A 20,475-nucleotide genomic window follows, 5' to 3' on the forward strand; every position below is an offset into this window, starting at 1 on the left:
CTAGCTCGATTCTTCGAGGTACCACGGGTTGGCCCGTGCCCACTCGATGGTCCGGCGGATGCCTTCCTCCACGTCGACCTTCAGACGCCAACCCAGCTCTCGCTGCGCCTTGGTCGAGTCCGGGATGCGGCGGGGAATGTCTTCGTATCGGCCGCCGAAACGTTCGGTTGTATCAACGGGTTCGGCGCTGGACACCGAGTCGACCCCGGCAATCTCGATCGCGAGATTCACCGCTTCGCGCATGCTCGTTTCGACCATGCTCCCGACGTTGTAGGCCTCACCGATCGCCGTATCGCTATCGGCGGCGAGCAAGGTGCCTGCGACCGCGTCGTCTACGAAGGTGAAGCACCGAGTCTGGTCACCGGAGTCGTACAGCAACGGCTTCCGGCCGTTGAGGATGCGGTGAACTGTCTGCGACACCACGAAGATCGGATTCTGTCGTGGACCATACACATTGAAGTAACGAACCACTGTTACCGGCAGCCCGCGGGCGGCGTGCATGGCGAAAACCAGATGCTCGGCCATCCCCTTGCTGGTGCTGTAGCTCCAGCGCGCCGTCTTCGTCGATCCGAGCACCCGGTCGTGGTCCTCGGCCCACGGCGGATTGGGGTTCTTGCCGAATACCTCGGATGTGCTGGCGAACACCACACGAATCCCGTTGCGGTCACTCAACTCCAGAACGTTGCGGGTTCCGATCACGTTCACGTCAAGGACGCGAAGCGGATCGTTCATGTAGTTCTCGACCCCCACGACCGCGGCGAGGTGAAAAACCGTGTCGACATCGGGTGTCAAGGCCTTCTCAAGCGCCGCCACATCAGTGACATCACCTTGGACGAACCGAAAGTTGGGATGGTTGTCGAAGTCGATACTGCTGTCACGAGTGTTCTTGGCGAAGTCGAAAACGGTGACCGTGTCGCCCCGCTCCAGCAGCGCCGTCACCAAGTGCGATCCGATGAAACCGTAGCCGCCCGTGACGACGACATTGGACATAGTTGCTCTTTCGTTGTGTATGAAGGTGCGGACGACGGCCGGTCGCCTACCGGCCGATCCCCTTGTAGACAAAGCCGGCCGCCCGTGCAGCGGCCGGGTCGAAGCTGTTGCGTCCGTCGAGAAACACGCAGCCATCGGCCGTCAGATCTGCAAGCCGGACCAGCGGAATCTGATGGAATTCCCGATGCCCCGCGAGGACGACCAGGGCATCGGCATCCTTGACAGCGGACTCGATATCGGGACTCAGCGGAACCTTGGTAACCGTGTGGGCCTCCTCATCCGGCACCCACGGGTCGTGCACCGAGAGCTGGCAGCCCGACTCCTCGAGCAGCGCGACGACGTACTTGGTCGGAGTGAGCCGACAGTCACCGGTGTTGTTCTTGAACGCGATGCCCAGCACTGCAATCTTGCTGTTCTCGATCGCCTTGCCCTGATCAGCCAGCAGCTCGGTGAGCAACTCATAGGTGTAGCGGGGCATCGTGTCGTTGACAGTCCGCGACGTCTTCGGCACGTGTAGATCTAGCCCGAGCGACTCGCCCAAGTGGTTGACGAACCAGGGGTCTTTGGTCAGGCAATAGCCACCTACACCCATGCTCGGCATCAGGATGTTGACGTTGTGGGCTCCCTTGGGCATCGAGTTCGCCGCCGCAATGACCTGCAGCACGTCCATGTCCAGGCGGTCGCAGACCTTGGCCAGCTCGTTGGCCATCGCGATGTTGAGGTCGATCCAGAGGTTGTCGGCGAGCTTGACCATCTCGGCCGTCCGCGGATCCTCGACGATGATCGATTCCAACCCCAGTCCGTGCCGCCATAGGGTGGCACAACTGCGCGCGCTCCGTTCGTCGACGGCGCCGACCACCACGGGTATCGATGTCAGTTCCCTGATCGCCTGCCCTTCGGCAAGCCGCTCAGGACAGAACGCGAGCCCGAAGTCGACGCCGGCCTTGAGCCCGGATACCTCTTCCAGCAGGGGCCGGACGACCGTTTCGGTGGTGTCGGGCGGCACTGTGCTTTTCAGTATCACGAGGTGCCCGGGACGTAGATGCTCACCAACAGCGCGCGCCGCTGCCTTGATGTCGTCGACGATGGGCTCATAGTCCGGCCCAAGCGGCGTGCCCACAGTCACGATGACGAAGTCGTTATCAGCGATCACGCTGAAGTCCGACGTGGCCCGAAGGCGGCCCACCTGTGCGCTATTGGCGACGAGCTCTCCGAGGCCAGGCTCCGGCACACTGGTCCGGCCCTGGTTGATCTCATCGACGATGTTGGGCCGAACGTCGATACCCGTTACCGGCCAACCGCGGTCGGCCAGGACGGCACCGATTACCGTGCCGATGTAGCCGAAGCCCACCACCGCAATCCCCGACTGCATGCCGCGAACCAAGAGGTCGGTCTCAGCATCACTTCGTCCGAACGCGCCTCTAGCCATACCCGTTCTTAGCTCCTTCGGATCCCCCGTGCACGTCTTGGCAATGACCCGTGCCTCACGACCAGGCTAGTCGCTCGGCAGCCTAATTGAAGGTTGACGGCGTCGGCTCGATATTCGGGCGGCTGGCAGCAGTGATCAGGCACCGCACCTGGCGCGTGCAAATTCCTCCACACGGTCGGCTGCAGCAATGACGCTGCCGGCACGCGTCGTCATCCGCGGAGCGATCTCTGCGGCGCGTGCGGCGTACTCCGGGGCCAGTATCCGGCGTAGGTCCTTGACCAGCGATTTCTGAGTGGCGGTGGAGAAGCGCCGGCCAACCCCAACCTTGAGTCGTTTGAGCTGAGCGGCGAAGAACGGCTGGTCCGGCAGCGTCCACAGCACAAGCTGCGGAACACCCGCGCGCAGGCACGCGGCCAAGGTGCCCGAGCCGCCGTGATGCACGACCGCGCGGCACGACGGAAAAATTGTCGCGTAGTTCACCTGGCCGACCACTTTCACATGGTCGAAATGCGGGACACCGCCGTAATCGGTCCCGCCGGCGCCGACGATCGCACGCTCCCCTAATTGTGCACACGCTGCAGCGATCATGGCGATCGTGTCGGCCGGTGATCCGATCGGGACACTGCCAAACCCGAAGAATATCGGCGGCGATCCGTCGGCAATCCACGACAACACGGCCTCATCCGAGTCGGTCGGCGACGCCATCGCCAGCGCGCCGACGAACGGCCGCTGACCACCCCACTTGGCCCATTCGACCGACAGGCCCGGAAAGACCATCTCGTCGTATGCCTGGATTTCCAGCGAATTCCGGTCCGCGACCCGGCGCGGCACCGGACCGGACGCCTTGGGCAGCCCCAGTTCCTGGCGCTGGGCGTCCTCGCCCTTACGGGTCCCGCGCCACGCGGTCCACTCGTTGACCATCATGGCCATGCGACTCAGCGGTGCGGGCAGCAGCGGCAGAAGCTGCCCGTGCACGCGGTAGGGAAAGTAGTGCAGAGTCACCAGCGGGATGTCGTAGGCCTCCGCGACGTTCGCCGCAGGCTGTTCGAATATCAGCCCGGTGAGCAACAGGTCGCTGCCCTGGGCCACCGATGCCAGCGTCCTTGTCATGTCCGCCCAGCACTCGTCGGCGAATTGCGCGGTTTCGCTGGCCATCCTGTTGAGCTCTTTGAGCTTCCATGGGGTGCGGCCGTAGCAGGTGAAATACCGCCACTGCAGTTCCAGGATGGCCTTGGAATCCAGTCCGTAGGAAATCGCGGGGAGCCCGGCTGCCTCGGCGAAATTCACCAGATTGGGCGGGACGACCATGCGTACGTCGTGCCCTCTGCGCAACAGCTCGCGGCCCACTACCACCGCGGGCTCGATATCGCCTCGACCGCCGTAGCTGGACAGCACAAGTTTCATCGCCGGTTCTGGCCTTTCGGTCCTCCCGCGGGCACACCGTCAGGAGCAACGGACATTATTACCGGTTTTCTGACGAGCCAGTAAGCGTTCGGCCATGCCTTGGGCTCAACGTTGGTACGATCCCGAATCGCCGAGCCCAGGCCATTCTTTGGGCCATCACGCTGAGGAGCTCGATTTTGGCTGACCGCGCATCTGCTGCGCGCGATACGGAACGCATCGAGTGGGACGTGATCGTGGTGGGTACCGGCATGGGCGGCGGAACCTTGGGCTATCGGCTGGCCCAATCCGGCCGCCGAGTGCTCTTCGTCGAGAAGGGCCTCTCGACACTGCCCGGCACACCGAGAACGATCCGGTCGGCGATGCCGGAGCTCGCCGAGCCGATGACCACCCGGTCCGCGTCGGGCTACTACGACGCCCTGGCCCGGGGCGGGCGCTCAACCGACGAGGTCGAAGACATCAGCGGCCGATTCCCCAAGAAGTTCGTACCGTTCATCGGCGGCGGAACCGGTGGATCTTCCGCGCTCTACGGCATGGTGTGCGAGCGATTTTTCGCGCGAGACTTCACTCCTCGGCAGAATTTCGCCGACCCTGGCGATTCCACCGTGCCCGAGGCATGGCCAGTGACCTACGACGAGATGCGGCCCTGGTACGCCGACGCCGAGAAGCTATTCGGCGTCCGTGGCCAGCCCGATCCACTGCGCCCCGAGGCGGACACGAACCTTCCTGCTGCACCGCCATTTTCGACAGATAACCAGCAATTGGTCGGGCATCTGATCGACCGCGGACTTCATCCGTATCACTTGCCGATGGCTTGTGAATACACCGCGGACTGCGCCACCTGCCAGACGTACCTCTGCTCCCGCTCATGTAAGAACGACGCCGCGCGCAATTGCGTGCTGCCGGCGATCACCGAACACGGCGCCCAGCTGTTGACCGAATGTCGGGTTGTACGCCTCGAGGCCGACCGCACCGGGGTGCGACAGGTGATTTGCGAGCATCCGTCGGGGCGACTTGCTCTGACGGCGAAGGTGGTAGTTCTGGCCGCCGGCGCACTGGCGACTCCGGTGCTGCTGCTCAACTCCCGATCAGGAGACTGGCCGCGCGGGTTGGCCAACGGTTCGGACATGTTGGGCCGCAACCTGATGCGCCACCTACTCGACCCGATCGAGATCTGGCCGGAACCTGACTCCACGATCACGGCGGCCAATAAGGAGATCGGACTCAACGACTTCTACTTCTACCAGGGTCAGAAGTACGGCACCGTGCAGTCGTTCGGTTCGATACCGCCGATGGAGTGGCTGCTCAACCGCCCCGGTCCGCAAGCGCGGGCGCTGCGCCTGATGAGCCCGGCGGTTCGTCGGGTCTACGAGAAGTTCTTCACCGGCGGGCTGATCCTCGCCGCGATGATGGAGGACCTCCCTTATCTGGACAACCGCGTGTTGTTATCAGACCGCCCCGGCACCGACGGACGCCAACGGATGCGGATGCAATACCGTTTGCGCACAAACGACCTCGAACGCCACGCGGCATTCCTGCGACTGTTCAAGGACGTGCTTAAGCCGTTTCGTACGCGCGGTCTGGGCAGTGGCAAGGACAACTCGAACATGGGCCACGTCTGCGGCACCTGCCGATTCGGCACCGATCCCACAACCAGCGTGCTGAATCCGCACAACCGCGCACACGAGCTGGACAATCTCTACGTGGTGGACACCTCGTTTTTCCCATCCAGCGCGGGCCTCAACCCAAGCCTGACGGTGGCCGCCAACGCATTGCGGGTGGCCGCGCATATGAACCAAGCACACTTCGCCACCTAACCCGCCGAGTAGGTCCTAGTCTGTCCGGAAACTGGAGGTGAAACGTTGGGCGTTGTCGACAGCGGGACGGTGGACCGGACGAACCAAACCGTTGACCGGACGAACATCCATCGAATCTGGCGAGCGGTCCTCGTCGTCATCGCGCTCGGCGTAGCGACGGCGTGCTACTACGCGCCGGTTCTCCTCATTGTGATCGGCGTGCTGCTGGTCCTCCTGCTCTTCGCCCGCCTGGTGTACCGCGACCGCGGCCGCTACATCCCCAACTTGTACGCGCGGGACATCAGGATTTACGACGAGCCGTACCAAGCGTTCATCACGCAATCGATGACCCAGTTGCGCCGCTGTCGGATTGCTGGGCACCCACTCTTGTGGGAGGCCTCGCGATTGCCTGAACCAACCACCGAGAATTCCGACGAACTACTCCTCGATCTCGGTGTGTGGATCGGCTGGTCGACACGGCTGACATCCGACGCGTCGGGCCGGACGGTATACGGCTTCGATACCTTCCAAGGGCTCGTCGAAGACTGGCAGATCGAGGACCAATTCCTGATCAAACAGGGCACTTTCTCACTCTCAGATCCGTTGGCGAAACGCTTCATCCACGACACCGGGGTCAGCCTGCAGGACGGCGTGCCTGCCGCGCTGGGCCGCAAGGTTCAGTACGTCAAGGGCAGCACCTACGACACGCTGGCTCCCTTCCTGGCGAATCACCCACACGCCCCGATCAGGCTTTTCCACATGGATCTGGATACCTACGAGAGCTGCCTGCACGGGCTGGAAACGTGCAAAGACCACTTCGTCGAAGGTTCGATCCTCGTCTTCGACGAGTACCTGGTCACCAACGGAGAGATGCGCGCCTTTTTCGAATTCCAGAGCCGTTATGAGCTGGAATGGAATTATCGCTCCTGGGGGCTCGAGGTTGGCGAGATGAACGCCGAGATGGTTACCTCGCGGTGGAAACGAGCCATGTACTACACAGCCGCAGTGACCATGCACCTACTGGATGGTCGCTACCTGTGGAAATTCCTCACCAAGCGCTATTGGCGGTTCTGGCTAGGCGCACCGATAGGCGACATTCTATTCATGCTCGGCGCCGCCGGACTGCGGAAGTCGGTGAGCCTGGAGATCACTGGACTGGGGAAACTTGACTTGAGGTAGCGACGCGCATTGGCCATCACCCAGCCGCAACACCCCCTGCCCCGCTGGATGTGGACCGTTCGGAGTCTTGTCCTTACGCCTGAGACGGGACTTCAACGAAAGCGCGGGCTTCTCGATCAGAAACCAACTCAACGCGGCCAGCGGCAGGGTCACCGCGGCGGCAACGATCGCGAATATCGGTGGGGCGAGAACAGCAAGCCCGCAGATCACCAGGAGCTGCTGGATCGGAAACGCGTAGATGTAGACGCCGTACGACACGTCGGTCCGTAGTGTCAGCCGCTCACTGCGGAGCAGAGCACCCGAAACGATGATGGCGTATGCCAACGGAATTGCCCCCAAGAGCCGGTAATTCGGCATCAAACTTGCCGCAAGCACGACGCCGACGCTCAGAAACACCAAAGACCAGCGGGCCGGGATTACATTCCGAAACTGAAACAACAGCGCGCCAGCCAGAAACATCAAGGCGAAGCGCGCGGCAGCTCCTTCCGCTATCAACATTGTGGTCGCGGCATCGATGGGCGGACGTTTGTCAGGGGGTGTTTCGATTATCACCTTCATCGACGGGAGCATCGCAGACCAGCACAGCACCAGCGCGAGCAGAATAGGAACAACCCACCGGAAACGTAACAGTCCGAAGACGCCGAGAGCAGCAATTGTTATGTAGCACAGAACTTCCCAGAAAAGGGTCCAGAGTGAACCATTCCATTCTCCGAACCATGGCACCCCGAGTGGCGTCCCGGCGATGTCGTGCTTGAATACCTGCACGCCGCTGTTTCCCAGCACGTAGTCGTACGGTGAACGTGAAAGCAGCAATTTCCCAACCGAACCACCCTGGATCGCCACGGCAATCGGGGCGATGACGAACGCGGTCACGATCAGGCATACCCACAATCCCGGAAGAAGCCGCAGACCACGAGCGGCGAAATAGTCGCGTGCTCGCGGATTCCTGAACCAACTCCAGGTGATGAGAAAGCCCGAGATTGCAAAGAATCCGTCCACAAAGCCGTCTCCGAGAAGCTGGTGAACCGGTTCGAACGAGATGCCACGACCAGTCAGCGGCCACGAATGCCAGAGGATGACTCCTGTCGCCAATATCAACCGCCACGCGTTCAATGCATTCTTGCGGGAGTCGAACGCCTGTCCGAGCGTGCACTTCCGCGACAGACTGACGCTGTCCTTTGCGTTGCCGCCGACGACGTCAGGATTTGCACTCATGATCAGCACACCCGCCCTTCGCGGACGAACCTTTCCACCAGATCGGTGGCGACAGAGACACTTTCGGAGGGCGTAGTCATGTGGGTCGCGAACTGGCGAGCACGCGTGCGGTAGTCCGGGGCCAACACCTTGCGCAGGTCTGCGACCAACGACGTCTCGGTAGTCGTGGCGAATCGCCGCCCAGCGCCCACCTTCAGTCGCTTGAGCTGGTTTGTCCGCAGTCCCTGATCGGGCAGCGTCCATAGCCCGACTTGCGGCACTCCGGCCCTCAAGCACGCGGCGATCGTACCGGCGCCGCTGTGGTGGACGACCGCACGACAGCGGGGAAAGACGTCCGAAAAATTGACCAGCCCCACCACCTTGGTGTGCTCTGGGTGGGGGTTCGAACTGAAGTCAGTGCGGGCGGCTCCCACTACGGCACGTTCGCCCAGCTGTTCACAGACGGCGCCAATCATGGCAATCGTGTCTGCCGGTGAGCCGACCGGAACACTGCCGAAGCCGAAGAAAATCGGCGGCGTCCCCCCGGCGATCCACGACGCGACCTCGTCGTCGGAGTCCGTCGCCGACTCGAGTGTCAGTGTGCCGACGAACGGGCGTTGACCGCCTAGCCTCGCCCATTCGGCTGACAGTCCGGGGATCCATGCCTCGTCATAACCCTGGATTTCCAGGGAGCCACGTCCTGCGATGCGCTCAGGCCACGGTGTTGTCGCCGGTGGCAGGCCGAGCAATCGGCGCTGGAGATCTTCGACGTCCTTGACCGGCCCGCTCCACGACATCCGTTCGTACGCCTTCATCACCGCACGACCCAGAGGCGCCGGCAGCATAGGCAGGACCCTCCCATTGGGGCGGGTCGGAAAGAACTCGACTGTGACCAGCGGGATGTCGTAGTACTCAGCGATGTTCGCCGAGAACTGCTCGAATCCGTAGCCCGCGATGATCAGGTCCGCGCCCTTGGCCAGCGACTGAAGCGTCGAGAATGCCTCCGCTGTCCAGCACTTGGTGACGATTTCCCCGATCTCTGTCCCGAGCTTCCCCAAATCCTTTAACTTCCATGGGATTCGGAAGAAGGCTGTCCAGTAGTCGCGCTGCGCGTCCATCATCGCTTGCGATTCGTCACCCCACGAGACCGCCGTGAGCCCGGCCGCTTCGGCGAATCCGACGACGTTCGGCGGGACGGCAATCGTCACGTCGTGGCCCCTGCGGAGTAACTCCCGACCGATGACGATGCTCGGCTCGACATCCCCACGGACACCGTGGCACGCCAGCACCACCTTCATTGCAGATCTAGCCTCTCAACCTCATGCGCGTGCGCACGGTCCAGGACACCGGCAAGTATCGCTTGTTTTTTGACGACCAAGCATGTGTTTGGCTAACTGGGAGCTCTCTTGCTGATCGCCGGGCACATCGGTCAGCTCGGCTCGCGGACCGGGAGGCCTGCGGCGCGGTAGACCGCGTCGATCACACTCATGTTCTCGACTGCGTCCTGTGGCGATGTCCGCACCGGCTCTCCGCGCAGCACCGAACCGGCGAAAGCGTCCAGTTGGAAGGAGTACGTGGGGCGGCGCGAGAAGCGCTCAGTCCTCTTTCCGTTCGCTGACCGGACCCTGAGCAGCGGGAGGAGGTTTGGTGTCGCAGGACTGAGCCAGCGCAGCTCGCCGTCATCTCCGATTACTCTGGCGCTCGCCCGAAACAGGTTCCCCGACCACAACGCGCACCGCAGTCGACCACTGTGGCCGTTTGCGTACCGCAGGTCGGCCTTCATAGCTCGGTCCACCTTGGGCTTCTGAAGTTTGACCTGTGCCGAAACGACCTCAGGGGTCGAACCACCGAATGTGCGAGCCATGTTCGTCACATAACTGCCGGCGTCCATCATCGCGCCGCCGCCGAGGGCGTAGTTGTAACAGTTGGCCTTGAATCTCGGCAGCAGCACACACAGTGTGACGTCCACTCGCCGCAGAGTGCCGAGTTCCCCTGACGCGATGATCTGCTCGACGCGCCTAGTCAACGGATGGTGGCGGAACTGGATCGCTTCCATCACCACCCGGTCCGACCCGGCAGCCATGTCGGCGACTTCCCGAGCTTCAGCGGCGTTGGCCGTGAACGGCTTCTCGACAAGCACGTGCTTGCCCGCGGCAAGTGCCGCCTTCGTCCATCTGCCGTGCATGCTGGTCGGCACCAGGACGTAGATGGCATCGACGTCCGGATCATCGAGCACCGCCTGATAACTGCCGTGCGCCTTGGCGATGTCGTATTTCGCGGCAAATTCGGCGGCGCTCGCGGGATCACGTGCACCCACCGCTGCGACTACGACGTCGTGGTTGTCCCGAGCCGGATTGATGATCGTCGTCGGCGCGAAGCTGGAAGCTCCCAGGATTCCGATGCGTAACCGGCCTGCACTGTCTGGCATAGCTTCTCTCTTCTCTTAGTGCGACCGCCGGCGGAAAGTAGGTTGATACCGCGGCACCTGGTCACCGACGCGATACTAGGAGACGTTCCAGCAAATCAGTCCGGAATTGACGTAACGGTCAGGCGCGGGGTTCAGCTCGGCTGTCTTATGGGAAGCCCGGCGGCTCGGTAGATCGAGTCGATGACGGTCATGGTCTCGATCGCGTCGTCTGGCGTCGTGTGCACCTGCTCACCCCGCAGCACCGCCGCGGCGAACGCATCCAGTTGATACGCGTAGGTGGGGCGGCGGGGGAATCGTTCCACCCGTTTGCCGCTCCCAGACCGCACCGAGACCCGATGAAACAGGTGGGGCACCAAGGGATTGAGTGCGTAGAGCTCGCCGCGATCACCTGTCACCCGCAGACTTATTCTCAGCAGATCAGTTGACCACATCGAACAGCGCAGCCGACCCGTATGTCCGGCCGGAAACCGCAGCTGAGCAGTCATCGCCCGGTCTATCCGGCGATCGCGCAACTTTGCCTGCGCCGACACAACCTCCGGGGTTTCACCACCGAAGGTGCGCATCATGTGGACCGCGTAACATCCGGCGTCCATGGTGGCGCCACCGGCAAGGGCGTAGTTGTAACGGATGTCGGAGAATTTGGGTAGCGGAAAGCAGAACGCGACATCTACCCGCTGCAGGCTGCCCAACTCGCCCGACGCGATGATCTCCACCGCCCGTGACGACAACGGGTGATAGCGATAGTGAAATGCCTCCATCACCACCCTGTCCGACCGAGCCGCCAACTCGGCGATTTCGCGGGCCTCGGCGGCGTTGGCGGTGAACGGCTTCTCGCACAACACATGCTTGCCCGCTTCGATCGCGGCGCGCGTCCACTTGCCGTGCAGGCCATTTGGCAACGGGTTGTAGATCGCATCGATATCAGGGGCGGCAATCAGCGCCTCATAGCTGTCATCCACCCGGGCGATGCCATGATTGGCCGCGAAGGCCCGAGCGCGCGCCACATCCCGCGCCGCCACCGAAGCTACCACGACCTCGGGATTGTCCCTCGCCGGTTTGATCACCGCTGCCGGGGCGATCGTGGCTGCACCCAGGATACCGATCCGCAACTGACGGTCTGTCATCAGCGGTCGAATTCCAGAAGCGTCAGTGTGGCTATCGTCGGCCAGTTCATGCCGACCCACCGACGAAGTGGTCGATGTATCGGCAATCCCCGGGTTTTCGGCAACAATTGGTCGAACACCGGGCCGCGGCCTCGCGGTAGCGGCAGGTCGTGCACCGCCCGAACACCCGGCACGGTGTCGGCCAACTTTGCGAGCTCGCGGACCGTCAGACTGAACGGCGTCCGCGGCCAGTCACCTCGCATGACTTTCCACAATCGTGGCCGAGCGGCCAGCAGTGCCTGCGACTTCGGCGGCAGGTCGAACATCATCTGTCCGCCCGGAAACCGGCGCGCGCACTCTCCGATCAGATCCAACGCCTCCCTGGGTTGCAGGTACGGCAGCAGACCCTCGGCAGTGATGAAAACCCCGCCCTGGGAATCCACCTGATCCATCCAGCTGAAATCCAGCACCGACTGCGTGCAGGCCCGCACGCGGGGCGAGTCGGGCAGTAGCCGTTGCCGGAGTTCGATAATCGCCGGCAGATCCACAGTCAGCCAATGGAATTCATGGCCGACGCCGGCGGCTTCGAGACGCCAGAAACTCGTCTGCATTCCTTCACCCAGAGCGACCACAGTGGCTTCCGGATGCGCTGAGAGATAGCCGCGGGTGCCGTGGTCGAAAGCAAGCGTGCGCAACGCGAGATCTTGTCGATCGGCGGAGAGCTTGAATCTGCTGAAGTCGTAGTCCATCGATTCGACCAGACGAATCGCCATCGGGTCGTCGACGATGGAGTCGGCACGCCCGGCTTCACTGGCACGACACCACAACGTCACCAGCGCCGTGTCAGTTACCGGCATGACAACGGTCATCGCACAGATGCTCCTTGCGTAACAGCTTCAATCCGGGCACTGCAAATATCAGTTCTCCGAACCCAGCCGCTCAGGTGGCCGTGAATAGGGTACGCCAACCGCCCATTGTCCTAACACCGATTACGGACCAATGTCCACGAGTTGTCCCATAGGCTCTGGCCGTGTTCGCCGCCGGTGAGAGCCCTGCCCCCTTGATCGTGGTGGTCTCAAACGTCAGCAGATTCGGCGGTGGCGGCGTAGTCGGATTTCGGGACATGCTTCTGGGGCTCCGCAAAAAACGGCCCGACATCGACCTCGTCGCGGTCATCCCGCAGCGGGGCGATGTCGCCAGGAGATGTGCTGATGACGGGATCGAAGCGAAGATCGCGTGGACGCCGTGGTGGGGTTTTGGCAAATGGTCACGGTCACGGTTCATCGACCCGCACGTGCTGATTGGATGGCTTCCCTACACCGCGATACTGCTGCCGGGGATTGCCCAGGCAATGGTCTTCTTCATCCGGCGTCGGCCGGCGATGGTCCTCACCAACACCATGACGATCCCGTCGCACGCCATCGCCGCGAAGATGCTCGGCATCCCCCACTACTGGATTGTTCGGGAATTCGGGCGTGACGACCATCAGCTGTGGTTCCTGTTCGGGTATCGCAGAACGGTCCGGATGCTCGGCCGACTATCGGAGTCGGTGATCTGCAATTCACACGCCGTCGAGCGCGCGATGCTGGAGTTGAACCCCACGATGAAAACCCGTGTGCTATACCCCGCTGTCGACACCGAACTCGGCACACCACCGCAACGACAGCCAGGTGAACGCATGCGTACCATCCTGGTCGGCTATTTCTCCGAGGCCAAGGGGCAGGAACTGGCTATCAAAGCCATCGCCATTGCCAGACGAGCCGGCACCGATATCGAGTTGACCCTGGTCGGTACGGGAAGCCACGAGCCGCTGCGCAGCCTTGCTCAGCGCTTGGGGGTTGACGATCTGTTGGCCGTTCACGGACCGACCCGCGACCTACGGCCCTACTGGGCCGGCGCTCACGTTGGCCTGATGTGCAGCCAGAGCGAGGCTTTCGGCCGCGTCACGGTCGAGGCGATGCGGGCCGGGCTCCCGGTATGCGGGACGAACTCGGGTGGCACCCCGGAGATCATCGAGCCCGGCGTCGCCGGACTTCTCAGCCCGGCCGGCGACGCAGACTCGCTCGCGGCCAACTTGATGACGCTCGAAGCCGACGAAGCTCTTCGTCGCCATCTCGCGCACGGCGCCTTAGAGTCGTCTCAGCGCTTCCAGCGTGACCGCCACGACGACGAACTCGCAACCTTTCTCGGACTGCGTTGATACCATCCCGAATCGCCCGGATCAGGCCAGTATTGGGCCATCTCAACGAGGAGTTCGATTGTGCCTGAGGGCGAACTGACCGGACGTGAGGCCGAACGCATCGAGTGGGATGTCATCGTCGTGGGTGCTGGCATGGGTGGTGGAATGCTCGGCCAGCTGCTGGCACGCGCAGGCCGCCGAGTTCTTTTCGTGGAGAAGGGGCGTTCAACTCTGCCCGGAACGCCGGGAACGATCCGCTCGGCGATGCCGGAGATCGCCGAGCCGCAGGCCTCCCGGTCGAAGAAGACCTATTACGAGACGTTGGCCCGCGCCGGGCGCAGTAATGACGAAATAACCGATATCAGCGGTCGCCGCCCGAGACGATTTGTGCCGTACATCGGCGCAGGCCCCGGCGGATCGTCGGCTCTCTACGGGATGGTCTGCGAACGGTTTTTCGTGGACGATTTCACCCCCCGCCAATTTTTCACCGACCCCGGAGAATCCACTGTTCCGGAGTCCTGGCCGATCGCCTACGAACAGCTTGCGCCCTGGTACACAGAAGCCGAGAAACTACTCGGGGTTCGTGGCGATGCTGATCCACTGCGGCCGGAATCCGCCGCCGTCGGACTTCCCGCCGCGCCGCCCTTCTCAGCCGACAACCAGCCGCTGGTCAACTATCTCGCGGGGCGCGGGCTGCATCCCTATCACCTGCCGATGGCCTGTGACTACACCGACGATTGCGCCACCTGTCAGGCCTACCTGTGCGGGAAGGGATGCAAGAATGACGGCGCCCGCGCCGGAGTTCTGCCCGCGGTCACCGAGTACGGCGCTCATATGTTGGACGATTGCCGAGTCCTACGACTCGAGGCAGACCACGCACGAGTGCAACGGGTGATCTGCCAGCGCCGCAACGACATGCTCGCACTCAAAGCCAAAATAGTGGTGCTGGCCGCAGGCGCGCTGGCCACCCCGGTGCTGTTGCTGAATTCTCGGTCTGGAGACTGGTCGCGTGGACTGGCCAACGGCTCAGACATGGTGGGCCGCAACCTGATGCGCCACGTGATGGACTGGATCGAGATCTGGCCGCAACGCGGCTGCAAGATCACGGCCGAGAACAAGGAAATCGGGCTCAATGACTTCTACTTCATCGACGGCCAGAAGTACGGCACTGTGCAGTCGGCCAGCTCGATGGCCTCGTTGGCACCGATCGACATGATGATGAATCAGCCCGGCTGGATATCGAAAGGGCTACGGTGGGCCAGCCCAGCGGCCCGCCCGATCTACGACAGGGTGATCAGCGGCGGCCTTGTGCTCGCCGCGATCATGGAAGATCTGCCCTATCGGGACAATCGCGTCCTGCCCAGTGATCGGCCGAGTAACGACGGCCGCCAGCGGCTGCGACTTCAATACCGCATGCACCGAGGGGAGAAAGAACGCCGCGAGGTATTCTTGGGTGCGCTCAAAGAGGTGTTGCAGCCCTTCCGCACGCTCACCCTGCGCACTGGCGAAAACAACGGAACCCTCGGCCACGTCTGCGGAACAGTTCGTTTCGGCTCCGATCCGGCCACCAGTGTGCTGGATCCGCAGAACCGGGCACATGAGGTCGACAACCTCTACGTGGTTGACGCATCCTTCTTCCCGTCCAGCAGCGGTATCAATCCGAGCCTGACGGTCGCAGCCAACGCCCTTCGGGTCGCCGAGCACATCAACACCACGTGTTTCCCCAATTGACCTGGCCGATAGCATCACAGGAGTGGATCTGTTCGTACGCGAATCCGGTCCGGTCGACGGCCCCACCATCGTCTTCCTTCACGGCGGGCTGCTGAGCGGTTGGACCTGGAAACCTGTGGTCGAACGATTGCAGCAGTACCACTGCTTGGTCCCCGATCTACCCCAGTATGGCAAGAGCTTTCACCAAGGACCGTTCGAGATGGGCCGAGCCGCCGACGCGATTGGCGAGCTCATCCGCAGCCGGGCCACCGCCGGCAGAGCACACCTGGTCGGCTATTCGCTGGGCGCACAGGTCGGCGTCCAACTGCTGGCAAGCCAGCCGCAGCTGGTCAATCGAGCAGTGCTCAGCAGCACCTTCGTCAACACGATGCCCGCTGTACATCTGACGCGATGCCTGGCGGGTCTACTCGCCCGGATCCCGTGGTTTCGATGGGCGATGATCGACCGCTTCTGGGATGAACGCCACGCGGCCGAGAACGGCGACTATCTCGACGATGCACGCCTGAATTCCGGTGCCCAGCTTGCTCACATTGCGGTGGCATCCGCGGGATTCACCCGGCCCGAAGGCATCGACGAGTGCGGTGTGCCAGCATTGTTCGTCACTGGCGGTGAGGAGTTGAGGATGATCCGCCTCGCGGCCGCGGCGCTTGCGCAATCCATGCCCAAGGGGGTCGACAGAGTCGCTGTCGGGATGAGTCACGACTGGCCGCTGGGCAATCCGGATCTCTTCTCGCGCACCGTCGACGCCTGGCTCCGCGGGGATTGTCTGCCTGCCGAAATCAGCGTTCCTACGCCTTAGGCCGGCTCCCGCACGGGAAGGCCGGCAGCACGATAGATTGCATCGATAAGGGTCATGTTTTCGACCGCCTGTGCCGCAGTTGTTTTCACCGGCTCGCCACGCAAGATCGCCGCCGCGAAGGCCTCCAACTGATAGTCGTAAGTCGTGCGCGACTTGAAGAAGCGCTCCACTCGGTGGCTGTCGGCTGATCGGACCGAGAACTGCTGGAACGGGACAACAGGATTGAGTCGCAATTCGCCCCGATCACCAATCACCCTGGCGGTCACGTGCGGCAGATCGGACGACCACAGCGAGCAACGGAGCTGCCCGGTATGTCCTTCGGGGAATCGCAACTCGGCAGTCATGGCGCGGTCCACCTCAGGACTGTGCAGTTTAGCCTGTGCCGAAACAACTTCCGGTGTTGAACTACCGAACACGCGAAGCATGTCTACCGCGTAACTACCGAGATCCATGAGCGAGCCGCCACCCATGGAGTACTTGTAGGCATTGGAGGAGAACTTGTGCAGCCAGAAGCAGTCTGCGGCCTCCACCCTCTGCAGGGTGCCCAGCTCCCCGGAGGCGATGATCTGCTCGACTCGGTCCGCAAACGGATGGTAGCGGTAGTGAAATGCCTCCATCACGACCCGATCGGACTGCGCCGCCAGGTCAGCGATCTCCCGAGCCTCCTCAGCATTGGCCGTGAACGGCTTCTCACACAGCACGTGCTTGCCCGCCTCCAGTGCAGCCCGAGTCCACCTGCCGTGCAGGGCATTCGGCAACGGGTTGTACACCGCATCGATATCGGGGTCGTCGATCAACGCCTCATAGCTGTCATACACACGGGCGATGCCGTGCTTGGCCGCGAAGCCTTGAGCGCGCGCCACGTCACGTGCCGCCACCGCGGCGACGACCACCTCAGCATTCTTGTTGGCCGGCTTGACCAACGCCGCAGGGGCAATGCGGGCTGTACCCAAAGTGCCGATCCGCACTTGAGTACCCTCAGGCATGCGCTATTTGCGCCACAACACGCCAGTGCCGTCGATGTCGACGATCTCCGCGGTGATCCCGTGCTTGGTCCGGTAGTCGGTGACGGCTTGCTCGCACGCCTTCACCGCAAGGTAGTCGTCGACAATGCAGAATCCCCCTGGCGACAGTCGTGGATACAGCGCGTCGAGGGCCTGGATTGTGGACTCGTAGAGGTCACCGTCGAGACGCAAGACCGAGATTTGTTCGATCGGCGCGTCCTGCAGGGTGTCTTTGAACCAGCCGGGGAGAAAACGGACCTGATCGTCCAGCAGGCCATAGCGCTCGAAGTTCTTCTTGACGTCAGCTTCCGAGACGCCCAAGATTCCTGCGGCCAGCTCCGCCCGAATCCCTTTGTCCGCCTTATAATTTACGCTGTCGGATCGTGGGACACCCTGGAAAGAATCACACAGCCACACGTTACGTTTTGTATCGCCATAGGCGGCGAGGACCGCCCGCATCAGGATGCACGCGCCGCCGCGCCACACGCCGGTTTCGACGAGATCGCCGGGGACATCGTCGGCCAGGACTGTCTCCACACACTCCTGCAGACTGGTGAGCCGCTTCATCCCGATCATCGTCTCGGCCTCGGCCGGCCAGTCCAGGCCCGCCTCCCGCAGGTTTTGATCACGCACGCCGGCACCGCGGAGCTTGGGGCCGAAGGTATTGGCCGCTTTGAGCAGGATGCGGCGACGCAGCGGCCAGTCCGAGGGCATCCGCTCGTGCATCCCGAACCTGGTCAAGTTGCGTCGGAGCAGGTCGAGGTACAGCGACCGCACGTCGTAGTCGGTAATGGTCAAAATGGCCCTATCTCGCATGCCAGCATTTCGGCGCTGAGTCTAAACTTGCGGGGCCGTCAGTCGACGGCGTTTTCCCGGATCGGCTCGTCGGGTCAGCCAACCTGATTGCGACGAGCGAAGTCCTCCAGGAGGTCGGCGGCCTTCGCCACGCTGTCAGCGGGCCTGATCATCCGGGTCGCGAGATCGCGGGCGCGATCGAGGTACTCCGGGGCAAGGATCGTGCGCAGATCAGCAACCAGCGTCTTCTCGGACGCCGACGAAAAGCGCCGCGAGCTACCCACCTTCAGCGCCTTGACCGCGGCGCCCCACATGACCTGAACGTCAGCCATCCAGAGAATCAACGTCGGGACTCCGGCCCGCAGGCCGGCCGCCGTGGTACCCGCGCCGCCGTGATGCACGACCGCCCGGCACGACGGGAAGATCGTTGCATAGTTGACCGCACCCACCACTTTCACATGGTCGAAGGAAGGGACGTCGCTGAAATCGGTCCAGCCCGCGCATACCAGCGCGCGCTCACCCACCTGCCTGCAGGCTCCGGCAATCATGCGGATCGTGTCGGCCGGCGACTCGACCGGAATGCTGCCGAACCCGAAGCAGATCGGCGGCGTCCCCGCGGCGATCCACGACATGACGTCGTTGTCGGCCTCCGTCGCCATTTCCAGCGTCAAGGTGCCGACGAAGGGCCGCTGGCAGTCCCATTCCGCCCACTCTGCCGCGAGCCCGGGAAACAGCACCTCGTCGTAGGCCTGGATCTCCAAGAGGCGACGTTCGGCGATCCGGCCTGGCACGGGGCCTGTCGCCGGCGGCAGGCCTAATTCGCGGCGTTGCATACCAACGACTCGCTTCACGCCGAACCAGATCAGCTGCTCGTAGAGCTTCATGGCCGTGCGGATTGCGGGCGCGGGCAGCGTGGGAAAGAGCTGGCCGTTGACTCGCATCGGAAACCACAGCACCGTCGCCAGCGGGACATTGCAGTACTCTGCAACGTCGAAAACCAGTTCCTCATAGCTGATCCCGGTGACGAGCAGAGCTGTGCCGTTCGCAGCGGATATCAGCGTTGCGCTCATCTCCCCCCAGGCCCGAGTGCCAGGCTCCCGAGATTCTCGGAAGTGCTTTTGCACATCGCGGACTTTCCAGAAGTTGCGGAAGAAGTAGCCCCAGAAATCGCGGGTGTCTTCCAGCCACACCTTCGTATCGGGTCCGTACGCAATAGCCGGAAGACCGACCGACTCCACCGACCCGATCAGGTCGGGCGGCACCGCCATCAGAACATCGTGACCACGCCGCATCAGCTCGCGACCGATAGCGATGCCGGGGTCAACGTCTCCACGAGTCCCGTAAAAAGCCAGCACAAATTTCATCGGGTAGTCCAGGTTCTCCGATCGCGGGCTTAGGCCCACGTCCCCTTGCGGCGGTGAACCAGCGCTAGCGTCTCGAGGCCGACCTTGACAATGAACGGCGGCATCAACCGGTCGACGTTGCGGTAACGACGGAAGTCGTTGAATGCCTGCCGGAACCCGCGCTCGCTCGCCCCATACGTCTCGAAGACTCGATCGAGTTCGGACTCGTCGAACGTCTCGTCACGCGCTGCCGCCGCGAGCGCTTCGTAAACCGTGCGGATCCAGTCGGTGCCGAAGGGCTCGGTTACGGGGCCGCGGGTCTGATGGTGGCGAAGATCCGGCGTCAGGAACTCATCGATTTCCCCCTCCTCCTGCGAGTCGAGATCGATGGCGAGCGCGGTGGAAATCCGCTTCAGTTCCCGGCGCCAGTCCGCGAGGAGGTTGGAGTACTCGACGAACACCCTAGGCACGCCACGGGTGTCGCGTTCGGCCAGCAGACTGTACTTCAGCCACCACGCACAGGTGAGCGCCGGCGACGCCCCCACATAATTCTGCTGGTTGGCGCGCTTCTCCAACGAGCCGATGATCTCGTCCGGATGGCGTACCGCAACCACTGCCGCGACATCGAATCCGGCCTGACGCGCCGCCTCGAACCAGATGGCCGACAGGGTCGTCGTCTTCGGTTCCTTGATGACCATGACCGGAGCGGCCGGCAGGCTTCTGAGGTAATCACTGAGCTTGGCAACCCACGCGGCATTCCGTTCGACATCGAAAGCGCCGTCCCGGTAAGAATCCAGCGCCATGTCGTACCCGGAGCTGCCGTGGTCGTGGAGGATCGCTTGGTTGAGATGGATGACGGCGCGCGCCTCGAAAAAGCCGCGCGGATTCTCGGAATTCGCCCCCAGCAAGCCCGGCGGGAGCGCGCCGCCGGACAGCGAGAGAACCCGCGCCAGCGCCGACGTCCCCGACCGGCCGCTGCCCAACACAAAGAGCGCCACCGGGCGGGTCCGAGTCCCCGGCAGCGCGCCGTCTTGCGGATTCTCAGCCCTGGGCCGACTTGTGATCACAGCGGCAGAATAGGGTTCCCGCGCGAGCTTCGCCGAG

At 62.9% G+C, this 20,475-nt stretch carries 17 protein-coding genes; 5 read left to right on the forward strand and 12 right to left on the reverse strand.

Translation table 11 applies throughout. The annotated features are described in order from the left end of the window. From ACXDF8_RS17600 to ACXDF8_RS17610, 3 genes are all read right to left on the reverse strand, one after another. The gene (locus ACXDF8_RS17600) at positions 1-990 is read right to left on the reverse strand and encodes an NAD-dependent epimerase/dehydratase family protein (protein ID WP_457224566.1); all 990 of its coding nucleotides are present in this window, start codon (positions 988-990) and stop codon (positions 1-3) included. A 46-nt stretch (positions 991-1,036) separates the two neighbouring features. Then, a complete protein-coding gene (locus tag ACXDF8_RS17605) occupies positions 1,037-2,362 on the reverse strand; it encodes a nucleotide sugar dehydrogenase (protein WP_457224567.1) in 1,326 nt (441 codons plus the stop codon). A gap of 192 nt (positions 2,363-2,554) precedes the next feature. Further along, the gene (locus ACXDF8_RS17610; RefSeq protein WP_457224568.1) at positions 2,555-3,823 is read right to left on the reverse strand and encodes a glycosyltransferase; all 1,269 of its coding nucleotides are present in this window, start codon (positions 3,821-3,823) and stop codon (positions 2,555-2,557) included. 176 nt (positions 3,824-3,999) lie between these two features. On the opposite strand from ACXDF8_RS17610, the gene ACXDF8_RS17615 reads away from it, so the two are divergent. Both ACXDF8_RS17615 and ACXDF8_RS17620 read left to right on the forward strand, forming a co-directional pair. Beyond that, positions 4,000-5,637: a GMC oxidoreductase gene (locus tag ACXDF8_RS17615; RefSeq protein WP_457224569.1), complete on the forward strand. Its 1,638-nt coding sequence runs from the start codon at positions 4,000-4,002 to the stop codon at positions 5,635-5,637. A 45-nt stretch (positions 5,638-5,682) separates the two neighbouring features. After that, positions 5,683-6,795, forward strand: coding sequence for a class I SAM-dependent methyltransferase (locus tag ACXDF8_RS17620; protein ID WP_457224570.1), 1,113 nt, complete (start codon positions 5,683-5,685; stop codon positions 6,793-6,795). On the opposite strand, the gene ACXDF8_RS17625 is transcribed toward ACXDF8_RS17620, so the two are convergent. From ACXDF8_RS17625 to ACXDF8_RS17645, 5 genes are all read right to left on the reverse strand, one after another. After that, positions 6,715-8,010: an acyltransferase family protein gene (locus tag ACXDF8_RS17625; RefSeq protein ID WP_457224571.1), complete on the reverse strand. Its 1,296-nt coding sequence runs from the start codon at positions 8,008-8,010 to the stop codon at positions 6,715-6,717. The genes ACXDF8_RS17620 and ACXDF8_RS17625 overlap by 81 nt on opposite strands. Positions 8,011-8,012: 2 nt before the next feature. Continuing rightward, entirely contained in the window at positions 8,013-9,287 is a 1,275-nt protein-coding gene (locus ACXDF8_RS17630) for a glycosyltransferase (RefSeq protein ID WP_457224572.1), read from the reverse strand. A gap of 131 nt (positions 9,288-9,418) precedes the next feature. Continuing rightward, positions 9,419-10,417, reverse strand: coding sequence for a Gfo/Idh/MocA family protein (locus ACXDF8_RS17635; protein WP_457224573.1), 999 nt, complete (start codon positions 10,415-10,417; stop codon positions 9,419-9,421). A gap of 131 nt (positions 10,418-10,548) precedes the next feature. Further along, positions 10,549-11,541 carry a Gfo/Idh/MocA family protein gene (locus tag ACXDF8_RS17640; RefSeq protein ID WP_457224574.1) on the reverse strand — a complete coding sequence of 331 codons (993 nt, stop codon included), beginning with the start codon at positions 11,539-11,541 and terminating at the stop codon, positions 10,549-10,551. Next, a complete protein-coding gene (locus ACXDF8_RS17645) occupies positions 11,541-12,389 on the reverse strand; it encodes a class I SAM-dependent methyltransferase (protein ID WP_457224575.1) in 849 nt (282 codons plus the stop codon). Before ACXDF8_RS17645 ends, ACXDF8_RS17640 begins: the two co-directional genes overlap by 1 nt. Positions 12,390-12,643: 254 nt before the next feature. Here ACXDF8_RS17645 and ACXDF8_RS17650 point away from each other — a divergent pair, with 254 nt between their 5' ends. The 3 genes from ACXDF8_RS17650 to ACXDF8_RS17660 are packed head-to-tail and all read left to right on the forward strand — an operon-like array spanning position 12,644 to position 16,229. Beyond that, a complete protein-coding gene (locus ACXDF8_RS17650) occupies positions 12,644-13,720 on the forward strand; it encodes a glycosyltransferase family 4 protein (protein ID WP_457224576.1) in 1,077 nt (358 codons plus the stop codon). Positions 13,721-13,780: 60 nt separating this feature from the next. Further along, on the forward strand, positions 13,781-15,430 hold the full coding sequence (locus tag ACXDF8_RS17655; RefSeq protein WP_457224577.1) for a GMC oxidoreductase: 1,650 nt from the start codon (positions 13,781-13,783) through the stop codon (positions 15,428-15,430). A gap of 22 nt (positions 15,431-15,452) precedes the next feature. Then, positions 15,453-16,229: an alpha/beta fold hydrolase gene (locus ACXDF8_RS17660; protein ID WP_457224578.1), complete on the forward strand. Its 777-nt coding sequence runs from the start codon at positions 15,453-15,455 to the stop codon at positions 16,227-16,229. On the opposite strand, the gene ACXDF8_RS17665 is transcribed toward ACXDF8_RS17660, so the two are convergent. The 4 genes from ACXDF8_RS17665 to ACXDF8_RS17680 form a co-directional block, all read right to left on the reverse strand. After that, positions 16,226-17,215, reverse strand: a complete 990-nt coding sequence (locus ACXDF8_RS17665; RefSeq protein WP_457224579.1) for a Gfo/Idh/MocA family protein — start codon at positions 17,213-17,215, stop codon at positions 16,226-16,228. The genes ACXDF8_RS17660 and ACXDF8_RS17665 overlap by 4 nt on opposite strands. Positions 17,216-17,218: 3 nt before the next feature. Beyond that, on the reverse strand, positions 17,219-18,031 hold the full coding sequence (locus ACXDF8_RS17670) for a TylF/MycF/NovP-related O-methyltransferase (RefSeq protein ID WP_457224580.1): 813 nt from the start codon (positions 18,029-18,031) through the stop codon (positions 17,219-17,221). Positions 18,032-18,123: 92 nt separating this feature from the next. Next, complete coding sequence (locus ACXDF8_RS17675; RefSeq protein ID WP_457224581.1) at positions 18,124-19,392, reverse strand: glycosyltransferase; 1,269 nt, start codon at positions 19,390-19,392, stop codon at positions 18,124-18,126. A gap of 29 nt (positions 19,393-19,421) precedes the next feature. Continuing rightward, positions 19,422-20,369, reverse strand: a complete 948-nt coding sequence (locus ACXDF8_RS17680; protein ID WP_457224582.1) for a sulfotransferase family protein — start codon at positions 20,367-20,369, stop codon at positions 19,422-19,424. Between the last annotated feature and the right edge of the window lie 106 nt (positions 20,370-20,475).

The sequence above is a fragment of the Mycolicibacterium sp. CBM1 genome, from assembly GCF_054073305.1.